We start from the raw sequence: 12,568 nt of genomic DNA, 5'->3' as shown, positions 1-12,568 counted from the left end.
CGAGGAGGGCATATGGAAAAACATAAACTTGGAGAAATGGAAGAAAAATTAGCTGACCTTATATGGGCGCATGCACCTTTAAAAACCAAAGTGCTAATTGCCTTATGCGCAGACGCATTTGACTGGAAAAGGACGACGACTTATACAATGTTAAAGCGCCTTTGTGAGCGAGAATTATTTGCGCATGAAAATGGTGAAATTACTATTATGACCAGCAAAGAAGCCTTTAAATCAGGACAGGGCGAACAGTTTGTCAATGAGAACTTTGGGGGTTCTTTGCCTCAGTTTGTAGCGGCTTTCACACGAGGTAAAAAATTAAGTGCCGATGAAGTTAGAGAAATTCAGAAACTGATTGCATCTCATGAGGAGGAATAGCCATGCTAGAAAAAAAGCTTTTCAATCTATATGAGATGTTGATGCAAATCAACCTTATAGACATGACGCTAACTGCTTCAATTGTTATTATAGCCGTTATGATCGCTAGAGTCTTAATGACGAAGTTACCTAAGCGTTATACTTATATACTTTGGATTTTACCTTTGATTAGATTACTTGTTCCTTTTTCTATGACCTCTAATTGGTCGCTGTTAAGTGGATTTGGTCACTGGTTTTCTAAAAGCCAACACTACCCAATTAGTAGTTTCGGTGGTGATGGCATCAATCTAAGTGCTAGTACTGTTTCATCAGTTGTATTGCCAAGTGTAGGAAAATCCATTGGCGAGCTACCGGTTATAAGTGCTGCAACTCATGAAACTTTTATTTGGAGTCAACTTTTGTTAATAATATGGATGATTGGCACCTTGTCACTTTGGGGCTATTATGGCTACAAGACAATTGTCATTAGAAGGCGTTTAGTGGGTGCAAAACCACTTGGTAAAGGCGTCTATTTGTCAGACCATATTGAAACACCTTTTGTGTTTGGAATATTTTCGCCTCGAATCATGCTCCCTGAACATATCGAAGGGGACGAGAAAACCTATATATTGGCACATGAACACGTGCATATCAAACGACTTGATCCTATATGGAGAGCGCTAAGTTTTCTTGCTTTATCAATACACTGGTTTAATCCACTGGTATGGGCGAGTTACTTTTTAAGTGCTAAAGACATGGAACGTTCTTGCGATGAAGCAGTGCTTCGTACCATGGGAGTCGATATAAAGAAAGCTTACTCTACTTCACTGCTTAAGTTATCCATGGAAAGGTCTGCTTTAGGTATCTCACCAATTGCCTTTGGTGAGAGCGATACAAAAGGAAGAATCAAAAATATATTAAAGTATAAAAAGCCATCGTTTTGGACTTTGAGTTTTGGGATTCTTATCTTACTGGTACTAGCTACAGTACTTTTGACAAATCCAAAAGCCATCTCCGATTTTAGTGGTAAAACATATGAAGTGGAAGAGATTGTCTATGAGGCACCAGTTTATTCTTTTGCTTATACACTAAGCACTGCGCCGATCTTCACAGTTACTTCCGATATGACACTTTTAAGAAAGGAAGTCTTCGATATAAACTGGAGTATGGCAAATGGACTCAGTCCTTACAAGATGGATGAAACTGAGTTTGATAAGATGTTTATGGTACCAGTTGATAAAGTCACTAAACTTTTAAAAGATAGTGCTTATCTTTACCGAGCTGATGCTGATGATGAAGCGCATACTTTTTATATGGTGATGCAGCAAAAAAATGGCACTCTCTATCTTGCTGTTGGCTATGATAATGACAGGGGAAAAAGTATAAGGTGGATTTTCAAACTGAAAGAGACCTTGGTATACCAATCAATTGATACGCTTTATAACTACCGTACGCAGTATATTGGCGACAATACAAAAGTTGGCAATATTGTTAGTTACCTCGCTATTCCAGATGGGTTTGATTATGATTATTTTGAACTGAAAACCAGCGAAGAACCTTATGGACTTATCATCCATCTGAAGGCTAAAGCAGAGCTTAGAGCAGATGCAAAGTTTGGCAGTACGCTAGATGAAATGTTCTCTCACAATGCACAGCTCGCACTTTCATTAATCAAAAATGCCCAGTGGGTTGAATATGCACTATCAGATGGTTATGTATGGGAAGACTCCTACCGTTATGAGCGTACTGACCTTGAAAGCAAAAGTGGCCTTAGCTTATGGGATCAGTCAAAAACGATGGATGATTTTATAAAGCTATTAAGTAGCATAGATGTCTGGAAATAGAAAGTCATGATAGGCATTAAAATAATCTTAAAATTTGATTAGATTGATTGAATTCTGAGTACTTTGCAGCAATAATAAGGTATGATAGTTGTATAACATTCTCCTAATTAATCAAGAGGTATATAATGAAAAACAAACGAAAAATTGGTGTAATTGCCTTAATAGGTGTTGTTAGTTTAATGATAGCAACACCTTTTTTGAGAAATTATTATATAAAATCCTTGGTACGTAAAAATAGTGTGAGCATCGGTATCATAGGTGGCGCAGATGGACCAACGGCTATTTTTTTGGCTGGTCAAAGTCCAGTGCTTTATATTGCAAAGTTTTTAGGTGCTGCTTTAGTGACGACTATATTAATTGTCTTTTATAGGAAAGTAAGTAAAAGGAGGAAAAACTCATGAAGCATTTATTTTGGGGACTAGCGGTGTTGTTTTTTGGTTGGATGTTTACGTTTATTGGTTCAAAGATGATGACATCATCTTATGTGGGAGATAGGCCATTATTTGCTATAGCATTGGCGATTATTTTTGTAGGTGGTGTAATCGCAGTAGGCTTATCAAAATTGATTGAAGAAATTATGATCAAGTAGTCGTGAAGATGTATATATTATGAGTGAGGCATATATGAGTAAAAAAATTGAAAAGAGAATTGAACGTATTAAAAGACCTTGTAAAATAGGTGGCAGTTATATCCCTATTGGCTATTCCAAAAAGGATATGTTTAAAAGGATCAAAATGTACATAAAAGACGCGCTTATATTTTCAACCGTCTACACTTTGTTTTTATACTTACTTATTGGAAATAAAATTTTCGTATTTAAATTTGAAAGCGAGTTAGCAGGTATAGTTGTACATATCTTGATGTTACTTGTCTTCTTTGTCATTACTAATGCAGTGTGGTGGGAATATAAAGTGAGAACCTATCACAAGAAAGTAGCCGATATTCGAAGAACTGCATAAATGGAGCTAAAATGATTAAAGAAAAATTTGACCAATATATTAGAACCGTTTCATTTGAAAATGCCATTGATAAAACCACAAAAAAATATCCCTATAACATTCCAAGCATTTTAGCTTTGGAAAAACTTAAGGAACTAGATTTTCATCCTAATGTCACTTTTGTGATCGGTGAAAATGGTAGTGGTAAATCCACGTTGCTAGAGGCGATTGCAGTCCTTTATGGATTCAATCCAGAAGGCGGTTCAAAAAACTTTAACTTTACAACCAAAGATACACACTCAGGACTTTTTGAAGACATTAACCTGATCAAAGGATTTAGGTCGCCAAGAGACAGTTTTTTCTTACGTGCAGAGAGTTTTTATAATGTTGCTTCTAACATCGATGCACTTGAAGAGGAAGGGGGAGCCGCAAGTCTATTAGATTCTTATGGTGGTAAATCACTTCATTCGCAGTCACATGGTGAATCTTTTATGGCGCTCGCACTGAATAGATTTAGAGGCAAAGGCCTTTACATACTAGATGAACCTGAAGCCGCACTCTCTCCATCGAGACAGTTAGCACTTTTGTCTAGAATTCATCAACTTGTAGAAGATGATTCTCAGTTTATTATTGCGACACATTCACCGATCTTGATGGCATATCCTCATGCAGTGATCTATAACATAGACAATGGTTACGAGGAGACAAAATACACAGAAACTGACCATTACCGAGTGACAAAGGAATTTTTGATGCATCCAGATAAAATGCTTGAAATGATTTTCAAAAAACAGGTTTAGCTATTATAAATATAATAATTATGATAATCGAAGGAGATCTTTTATGTCTGAATTCAAAGAAAGTTTAGAGGTTTTAGAAGCATTATTTGCTAAAGATTGTCAGTTTGCTCTTGCGACGGTTTCAGGTGAAACACCAAGTGTGAGAATCGTTGATACGTTCTATGATGACGGAGGATTTTACATTGTTACCCATGCAAAAACTCGGAAGGTTATCGAGCTTATGAGCAGTCCAAATGTAGCGTTATGCCACGACCTGTACAGGTTTTCAGGAACTGCTATAAATTTAGGTCATCCATTAAAAGAAGTCAATCTAAAGATCAGAGAGAAACTGACTAAAGTTTTTGCGCCGTGGTATTTTGCCCATAATGATGAAAACGATGAGCACATGTGTTTTGTCAAAGTGGATTTGAAGGATGGATTTTATTATAAAGATGGAAGAGGATATAAAGTGGATTTTTTGAATCAAGTTGCTAAAATTTTTCCATTTGATTTTGATATTGATGAGACTGTATTATAGTACAATATATTTCTAAGGAGACATTTATGGCAAAATACGAGAAAACAGTTTACGGAGATTTTAAGACGATTGTTGAAAATTTAGATGATGAAATCATTAATAGTGGCGTATCTATGCAACTAGTGGATACCAGTCATTTTGAAACTGGTGATACTAAAGTATCTGTACACATTTATGATAAGTTCTTCATGAGAAATAGTAGTAGAGCTAGCCTAAGTGTTACTGTCGTGGGAAGCGACGATACCATATTTGTATCTGCCATTGGGTCAGGTGGTGGACAAGGCGCTTTTTTTAACTTTAGCTGGGGCGCTGAAGAGGATATCTTAACTTCTGTAGAAGATTGTATCATTAAGATGCTTAGAGAGGGCACGATAAGGTTATAAAGTCATGATTTAGTTTTATCAGATAGATTCAGTAATAAAAGAGGCCGTCTAATTATGAGGCAGCCTTAGTCATAGGAGCTAAGATAAAATATTCTAATGATTTAAGTGAAGAAATGCTCGGCAGATATCTAATTTTGAGATTCATCTGACTGATTTTGATAGATATATAAACATAATCATTCTGAATTGTGTGAATATTTCGTCACATTTTGATTTGTAATGGTTTTGTAATTGACAGATAATTAACACAAGTGATAAGATTAATTAAATTCAATGAAAGGAGGTATGACAATGTTCTTAACAACAATTGATAACAACAAATTTAATAGAAGTAATTATATTAAAAATCATATTGTTACATATCTCCGTGTAAAAGGCGACAGCGCTTAAATTTGTCGAATTATGATTAAATTTTTAGTGATAGCAAGCGGTATATGCATATGAGCATATACCGCTTTTTTTGTTTCTTTTCACGGAAAAATCGTAGCAATAGTTGCAGGAGGAAATATGATGATCGACAAGAAGAAATTAGGCTATGAAATTGATAGGGTATCAAAAGAGTGGGATGCATCAGGTGGCTTTGTCGTTATAAAAGATGGTGAAGTATTATACGATCAAGTGTATGGTTTTGCTGATCGAGAAAATGGAATCTTAACGACTAGAGAAAGCAATTATATAATGGATACAGAGACTTCTGTTTTTTTAGGACTTTGTACATTCTTATTGATTGATCAAGGTAAAATAAAGCTCGAAGACAAAATAGACATGTATATACCAGAATATCAGTTTGCAGATAAAATCCAAATCAAACATTTACTAAAAAATGCAACAGGTATTCCTGACTTCTTTTATACACAGCTAATGATCAAATTAGATAAGGATCGTGCACATCAAGCTTTATCACACTGTGATAAGATTAGGGCTGAAAATAAACTAAGGAACCAAAACAAAAACTACAAAGACGTTTTATCACTTATAGGTGATCAACCACTTGAATATGAGCCTGGAACAATCGGCAGAAATGGTTCAGAATCAAACTCAGCGTTTTTGGCTGAAATTGTAAGACGTGTAACTCATATGACGGTTTTTGAGTTTTTAGTAAAACATGTATTTACACCGCTGAATATGACCGGTGTCAACCAAGGTCAGGCCTCTAATACGACAAGTTATACTGTGTATAGACATAACAATCTAGTTCGCATGCCGCTGGACTACCAAGTTGATGGCTTGTTCACTCTTACACTAGAAGATGTAAAAAAACTGCTGATGGCAATTGGTGAAGCAAAAGTAATTTCAAAAAAAATGTGGAAGCAGGCTTTAAAACCTGATTCAGAGGGAAATGGCCTTATATTTGAAAATGCAAATGGATTTGATTGTGTGAGTATGTTATTCAATGGTTATGGTTTGTGTATATATTTCAACCATAAAACTGGGATTTCATATGTTAGTTTGGTCAATGAAGAGCAAAAATTTAAAAATATTGAAGGAATATGGTATTACTACCGAAAATGTTTGAGAGAAGTCATTGAAGCTACATTTACTTATCCTCTTGAAACAAAAATGGCTAAGATCAGTAGTGATAATTTATGGGATGCACTTAATATCAAGGTAGATCCAGAACAACTGGAGTTTGTACTAGAAGCAAAATCATCAATTGCAATGGCGCTAATGTACAAAACAAAGAAGGCATTTGTTCAAATGGAAGGCAAACGTGTGATCGGTTTACTTGTACTGGATATTGATAAAAAAAATAAACACTATAACATAGATATTATCCAAATCGATAAACGCTTTCAAGGACGAGGTTATGGTAAGTTGATGATCAAGTGGGCAGTTGAGTACCTAGCTAAAGAGGGCGCAAAAGAGCTTGAAATTGGTGTAAGTAGATTTAATCACGCAGCTCAAAAGGTCTACATGGATGCTGGTTTTAGCGCGAAGTCTATCTATGAGGAATCAATGACACTTCATTTGTCCTTATAAGTAAGACTTTAATTTTAAATAATTGTACTATCAATATACTACCAAAAGAGAGCCTTGCAAATGAGCTCTCTTTTGGTTCAAAGTTAGCTCAATATGTTATAATGAAAGAGGTATTGCTAAAAAGCAGATTAATACATATAATCGGAGGATTTAGATGAATTGTAAAAGAACACAAAAATTAGTGAGTTTATTGGCAATCATATTACTAATGTCATCTTTTTTGATAGGTTGCAAAAGCGAGAACGCCCTTGCAGAAACAGAAGTTTTGAGTATGGAAACCACAGTAGAAACCACAGTAGCATCTACAGTAGAAACCACTATAGAAACAATAACAAATATAGATCTAAAAGCACTTGAAAATGATGTAGACCAGTTATCAATTAAAATTTCAACTGCTGATGCCAATGAAATTCAAAATATTCTAGACACGTTTAATGATGAAACGACTTGGGATGTATATTATGTTTACTATGGAGATTTTGAAAATAATTTTTGGTCATCACCTATCGTGGAAGTACCACCTGAGTATAAATTTACTGAAAGACCAGTTTACCTCAACGCAGTAGAGATGGGACTATATATTCCTGAATTATATGATGATTTTTTATTACAGAAGTATGTACAAACGCTTAGTAAACCTATTGTTGTAGATGGAAAAGTCATTGGTGTAATTGGTATTGATGTAATTAATTAGGATATGAGGTGAAAAAATGACACGGATTATTAAACGATGGGAAATTGCATTGTATTATCTACTGATATTTTTAATCGCGGGAGTTCTTATATATATAAGTTATTGGCAAAAAAGTAAGGAATATGTAATTAAGCTTGATAAAATAACACTTGAAAATATTTATGGATTAATATTTGTAGTTTTTTTAAATCTATTCATATGGGGAAAGTACAAAGTTGCTCAAACGAGAATTATGAAATTAAGTAATGAGTGGCAAGAGATTGATGCATTTTCAAGTAAAAAAACAAAGTATATAATTAGTATTTATATTGTATTAGCTGTACTATTTCTTTTTGGAATTAGAATGACTTATAGCAATTATTTGCTTCTGTTAATTGCGTGGATGAACAAGTATTTTGAAAGGATACTAAATAAGGGCTATTTAGATTCAAAGCGATTTATAGTTAAGAATAAGATGTATGAGCTAGATGAAATAGTAGCATATAAGGATAATTTTGGTACGAATTTCAACGTTTACTACGATCATGAGAACTACCAAATCTTTACGGGGTCTGATTTGATAAAAGACAGAATTATTGATGCGCTTAAGGGAAAAAGACGTCTCCTATAAATATGGAGAAGATGGCTTTGGAAAACATAGAAATGATATAAGGGGTTACATAATGAGTAAACACTATGCAATGATGCTATCAACGACTGATGATTTGTTTCAAGAAGAAATATGGGTTAGTTTAAGTGAATATGTAGAAAAATTCGATGATAAAATGTACTTTTTTTGTGGAAAACCAATTAATTCAACTCTAAACGATGAGTGTTATAGTAATGTTATATTTAATTTAATGAAGCAATTGCCGATGGATGGTTTAATCTCTTTAACGGGCTCTTTAAGCCATTACATAGGTTTAAAGAAATACAATGAGTACATTAACCAGTTTGATAATATGCACAAAATAAGTATTTCAGTTCCTCTAGAAGGTTGCACAAACGTGCTTTTAGATGGATACGGAAGTAGTTATACTTTATGTGAACACTTAATTGACCATGGCTATACAACTTTTGGTGTAATTAAAGGGCCTGATCAGACCACTGAGTCATTATCACGTTACAGAGGCACAATGGTAGCTTTAATGACACGTGGAATAAAACTTACTCATAGTGTCGTTGGTGATTTTTCTAAAGATTCAGGGTATCATGGTGCAACAGTATTATTGGATAAAGGTGTAGATGTCATTATAAGTGCAAATGATCAAATGGCGCTTGGGGCTTATCAGGCAATAGCAGAAAGAGGCTTACGTATTCCAAATGATATTGCAGTAGTAGGCTTTGATGATATTGAACAAGCTAAACTTCAAGAGGTTCCCTTAACCACAGTTAAACAACCCTTTTCAGAAATGGTGAGAAGTGCTTATGATCTTCTTAGATTTAATAGGCGAAGTGATATTCATCATTTGGGTGAAATTAAGATTCGTGAGTCATGTGGCTGTAATAAGCAGGTTTTAGATGCAATCACTGAGATGGATATGAAAAGGTTTTACATGAATAAATACCAGGAAAGTATTTATGAGTATAATCAAACACTAACATTACATGATAAATTTGATCGAGTAGATACTATGGAAAAGCTAAATGATGCTATTACCAACTATTTAGATGAGGTGAAAGGGAGAGAATTACATCTTTGTCTTTTTGAAGAAAAAGCGATAGTCATCGAAAGCCCCGAGACTTTTGAATATCCAACGTGGATGAATTATCAATATGGATACTTAAATGGAAGTGTCAATAAATTTGGCAGGTACAAAACGAGTACGGGTTTGCCCCTTGAAGCCTTAAAAATCTCAACGGCAAAAGCTTTGTTAATTTATCCGGTTAATCAATACAATCTTTCTTATGGCTATATCGTTACTGATGCAAATACAGCAAAAAGCAAAACATTTACTTCTCTTAGAAGAGAAATTGTGAATGCTTTAAATAGAATCGATATGTTTGAGCAGATCCATCGATACAGCAAGCAAATGAAACGACTAGCATCCATGGATGCAATGACAGGACTGTTAAATCGAAGAGGATTTTTTTCATTTGTCGAAGTAGATTATTATGAAAAGCTAAAGCATTTGAAAAACCCGGGCATTATATTTTGTGACATCAATGGCCTAAAAAAAGTCAATGATAACTATGGTCACGCTACGGGTGATCAACTGATCATCAGTGCTTCAGACATTTTGAAAAAGGTCTTTGCAAGTAATACTATTGCGAGATTAGGTGGAGATGAGTTTATAATTTATCTTGATGATTGTAATGATCAAATGCTCAATGATATTATTGAAAATCTCGAAAACGAAATTTCAATTTATAATGAGTGTAATTGCAATTCATTTACATTATCGTTAGAAGCTGGGATGGCAAAGATTATAGGTACTCAGCATGTATCATTAGATGAACTGATCAGCCAGGCGGATCATATGTTATATGTGAAAAAGGGCAGACTTCATTTTTGATTGGAGGGGAGAAATAATGAGACTAGAGACAGAGCGATTAATCTTGAGAAAATTTGTACGACCTGATTTGGATGCTTTTTATGCATATTGTCAACATCCTGAAGTTGGACCAAATGCGGGATGGAAACCACATGAATCTATAGAGGAATCACTCAAGTATTTAGAGATGATGATGGAAGGCAATGAAGTTTTAGCTATTGTTGATAAAATCTCAAATAAAGTAATTGGGTCAGTAGGAATGCATGAAGATACAATGAGAAATACTAAAGGCGTGAAAATGGTTGGATATGTACTGGCAAAAGAGTTCTGGGGAAAAGGGTTGATGACAGAAGCTGTTAAAGAAGTGATGCGGCATGCTTTTGAGGTAGAACACTTAGAACTTATATCAGTTCAGCATTTTGCTAACAATGCTAAATCAAAGCGCGTTATTGAAAAATTAGGTTTTAAAAGTGAAGGTACAATCCGCTATGCCAGAAAAATCTTTGATGATAGCATAGAGGATCTAGTCTGTTACTCATTGACTCGGAGAGAGTGGGAACAACTTTAATATACAATAGTTGAAGTTATTTATTCTATTTGTTCTTCACTGACGATAATACCGGTCAATAAATTTTGAGTGCTCCAAATGAGCTCAATCTTGAAGGGGGAGACAATTGTCGTATTCGTATCTTCATTGTAGTCAATTTCAGATTTAGCTTGACCATATGAGAGATCAAAGATTGTATAGGTTAATTTAAACTGAAAGGCAAAAGCAATCATTTTATCTTGGTTCATCATCTCTATATCACTATAGTTTGGACCGTCGAAATAACAGTAAAAATCAAGATACTCAAACACATAACTCCCATTATCATAGAATTTTGCGATAGGCATTCCGTATGCTTCAACTAGCGATGTCATTGACATATTTAGGAATAACATCAGCGGTTTTTTAGACACTGTATATGGAGAAAGTGATAATTTAGCACGATCTTTATAAATAGAGTGCTCAACTTCACTTTCTCCTGTGGACACTGTATTTTCAGTATCTACTTTGTCGAGTTCATTATTATTATTATTATTATTATTATTATTATTATTATTATTAGTAGTAGTAGTAGTAGTAGTTGTTGTTGTTGTTGTTGTTGTTGTTGTTGTTGTTGTTTGAGTGTCTTCTTTTGTACTAGAGCAGCTCGATAACAGGAATATGAAGACAGTCAAAAAACAAAGGACTATAAACTTATGATGCGATAAATTACTAATAGGATTCATATTTGCTCCTTTAAGAACTTGTTGACTATATGATACAAGATAATGACAATATTTTCTATTAAAAACACATGACAGAAAGGATAATTCAATGAAACTAATTTATGGGACACATAATCCATCAAAACTTACTGGGATGATTAAAGCTGTATCAGGTCTTCCGCTAGAAATTGTAGACATCAAAGATATTGATCTTGAAATCCATGAGGCGGAAGAATCGGGAAATGAACCTCTTGAAAATGCCATTCAAAAATCACAAGCGTATTATAAACAAATCAAAAAACCTGTTTTTTCATGTGATTCAGGACTTTATTTTGAGGGGGTATCTGATGAAGACCAGCCTGGTGTACATGCGAGACGTGTAGATGGGAAACGCTTAAATGATGATGAAATGAGAGCATATTATCAAACGCTCGCTAAAAAATATGGTGGCAAGTTAACCGCATATTATAAGAATGCCATATGCTTAACACTTGATCATGAAACGATGATTTCATATGATGGTGAGACGATTCATTCGGAGAAGTTCTATATTATTGAGAGGGCACATAAAAAACGGGTTCAAGGTTTTCCATTAGATTCTCTCTCAGTGGAAATCGACAGTGGTCAATATTATTTTGATATAGATGATGAACAATTGAAAATTGATAAGATCAGTGGTGGATTTAGAGACTTTTTTATTAAGTCGATGAACCTTAAAGTTTGAAGAAAGTAGGTGATTTTGTGATTAAGGTGATGTTTGTATGTCTGGGGAACATTTGCAGAAGTCCCATGGCGGAATTTGTATTTAAAGATATTGTAAAAGAGTTAAGTTTAGAGGCGCGTTTTATCATTGCATCTTCTGGTACTAGCCGAGAGGAGCTGGGAAATCCTGTTTACCGAGGTACCGTACGAAAACTCTCTCAAGTGGGGATTAAGTGTGAAGGAAAGACTTCGATGCAATTTTCTAAACAAGATTATACCTATTATGATTATATACTTTGTATGGACACTTATAATGTTAAAAGTTTAATCAAAATTATTGGCGATGATGCTCAAGGAAAAATAAAGCGGTTACTTGACTTTTCATCTGCGCCGAGAGATATAGCTGATCCATGGTATACTGGTGATTTTGATGAAACTTATGACGATGTCAAAGAGGGGTGTGACGCCTTTCTAAGTCATTTATATCAAGCAAAGCTGATTTGATTTTACATGTACATAAGATGTTGGATTAATAAATTTAGCACAGTTAAGATTGAAGAATCTTAAAAACTGTGTTATTTTATATAAGTGTTGGGACGAGAAGTGTGTGATAGGGACTTTTTTCGTCCTC

16 protein-coding genes are annotated in these 12,568 nt (G+C 34.5%); 15 read left to right on the top strand and 1 reads right to left on the bottom strand.

Annotation, left to right across the window (positions count from 1 at the left end; genetic code table 11):
* The first annotated feature begins 12 nt into the window (after positions 1-12).
* From QE109_RS01460 to QE109_RS01400, 13 genes are all read left to right on the top strand, one after another.
* Positions 13-375, top strand: coding sequence for a BlaI/MecI/CopY family transcriptional regulator (locus tag QE109_RS01460; RefSeq protein ID WP_281092589.1), 363 nt, complete (start codon positions 13-15; stop codon positions 373-375).
* Between the two features lie 2 nt (positions 376-377).
* A complete protein-coding gene (locus QE109_RS01455; RefSeq protein WP_281092588.1) occupies positions 378-2,198 on the top strand; it encodes a M56 family metallopeptidase in 1,821 nt (606 codons plus the stop codon).
* A gap of 125 nt (positions 2,199-2,323) precedes the next feature.
* Entirely contained in the window at positions 2,324-2,599 is a 276-nt protein-coding gene (locus tag QE109_RS01450) for a hypothetical protein (RefSeq protein ID WP_281092587.1), read from the top strand.
* Entirely contained in the window at positions 2,596-2,787 is a 192-nt protein-coding gene (locus QE109_RS01445; protein ID WP_281092586.1) for a hypothetical protein, read from the top strand. The genes QE109_RS01450 and QE109_RS01445 overlap by 4 nt, the downstream gene beginning before the upstream one ends.
* 34 nt (positions 2,788-2,821) lie before the next feature.
* Complete coding sequence (locus tag QE109_RS01440) at positions 2,822-3,157, top strand: hypothetical protein (RefSeq protein ID WP_281092585.1); 336 nt, start codon at positions 2,822-2,824, stop codon at positions 3,155-3,157.
* An 11-nt stretch (positions 3,158-3,168) separates the two neighbouring features.
* The gene (locus QE109_RS01435) at positions 3,169-3,936 is read left to right on the top strand and encodes an AAA family ATPase (protein WP_281092584.1); all 768 of its coding nucleotides are present in this window, start codon (positions 3,169-3,171) and stop codon (positions 3,934-3,936) included.
* 43 nt (positions 3,937-3,979) lie between these two features.
* Positions 3,980-4,453, top strand: coding sequence for a pyridoxamine 5'-phosphate oxidase family protein (locus QE109_RS01430; RefSeq protein WP_281092583.1), 474 nt, complete (start codon positions 3,980-3,982; stop codon positions 4,451-4,453).
* A 26-nt stretch (positions 4,454-4,479) separates the two neighbouring features.
* On the top strand, positions 4,480-4,836 hold the full coding sequence (locus QE109_RS01425) for a DUF6054 family protein (RefSeq protein ID WP_281092582.1): 357 nt from the start codon (positions 4,480-4,482) through the stop codon (positions 4,834-4,836).
* Between the two features lie 507 nt (positions 4,837-5,343).
* Entirely contained in the window at positions 5,344-6,816 is a 1,473-nt protein-coding gene (locus QE109_RS01420; RefSeq protein WP_281092581.1) for a GNAT family N-acetyltransferase, read from the top strand.
* A gap of 154 nt (positions 6,817-6,970) precedes the next feature.
* The gene (locus QE109_RS01415; RefSeq protein WP_281092580.1) at positions 6,971-7,510 is read left to right on the top strand and encodes a PDC sensor domain-containing protein; all 540 of its coding nucleotides are present in this window, start codon (positions 6,971-6,973) and stop codon (positions 7,508-7,510) included.
* Between the two features lie 16 nt (positions 7,511-7,526).
* Positions 7,527-8,120 carry a hypothetical protein gene (locus tag QE109_RS01410; RefSeq protein WP_281092579.1) on the top strand — a complete coding sequence of 198 codons (594 nt, stop codon included), beginning with the start codon at positions 7,527-7,529 and terminating at the stop codon, positions 8,118-8,120.
* Positions 8,121-8,172: 52 nt separating this feature from the next.
* Positions 8,173-10,005, top strand: coding sequence for a substrate-binding and GGDEF domain-containing protein (locus QE109_RS01405; RefSeq protein WP_281092578.1), 1,833 nt, complete (start codon positions 8,173-8,175; stop codon positions 10,003-10,005).
* A gap of 16 nt (positions 10,006-10,021) precedes the next feature.
* A complete protein-coding gene (locus QE109_RS01400) occupies positions 10,022-10,552 on the top strand; it encodes a GNAT family N-acetyltransferase (RefSeq protein WP_281092577.1) in 531 nt (176 codons plus the stop codon).
* A 20-nt stretch (positions 10,553-10,572) separates the two neighbouring features.
* On the opposite strand, the gene QE109_RS01395 is transcribed toward QE109_RS01400, so the two are convergent.
* Positions 10,573-11,256 carry a hypothetical protein gene (locus QE109_RS01395; RefSeq protein WP_281092575.1) on the bottom strand — a complete coding sequence of 228 codons (684 nt, stop codon included), beginning with the start codon at positions 11,254-11,256 and terminating at the stop codon, positions 10,573-10,575.
* An 88-nt stretch (positions 11,257-11,344) separates the two neighbouring features.
* Between QE109_RS01395 and QE109_RS01390 the strand changes: the two genes are divergently transcribed.
* On the top strand, positions 11,345-11,959 hold the full coding sequence (locus tag QE109_RS01390) for a non-canonical purine NTP pyrophosphatase (protein ID WP_281092574.1): 615 nt from the start codon (positions 11,345-11,347) through the stop codon (positions 11,957-11,959).
* Between the two features lie 17 nt (positions 11,960-11,976).
* Positions 11,977-12,441 carry a low molecular weight protein-tyrosine-phosphatase gene (locus QE109_RS01385; protein WP_281092573.1) on the top strand — a complete coding sequence of 155 codons (465 nt, stop codon included), beginning with the start codon at positions 11,977-11,979 and terminating at the stop codon, positions 12,439-12,441.
* Positions 12,442-12,568: the final 127 nt, after the last annotated feature.

Origin of the sequence: Fusibacter bizertensis, from assembly GCF_029914245.1 — a bacterium.
GTDB classification, from domain to species: domain Bacteria; phylum Bacillota; class Clostridia; order Peptostreptococcales; family Acidaminobacteraceae; genus Fusibacter_C; species Fusibacter_C bizertensis.
The sequence above is the reverse complement of the archived record's forward strand: the minus strand, read 5'-3'. Positions and strand labels throughout refer to the sequence as shown.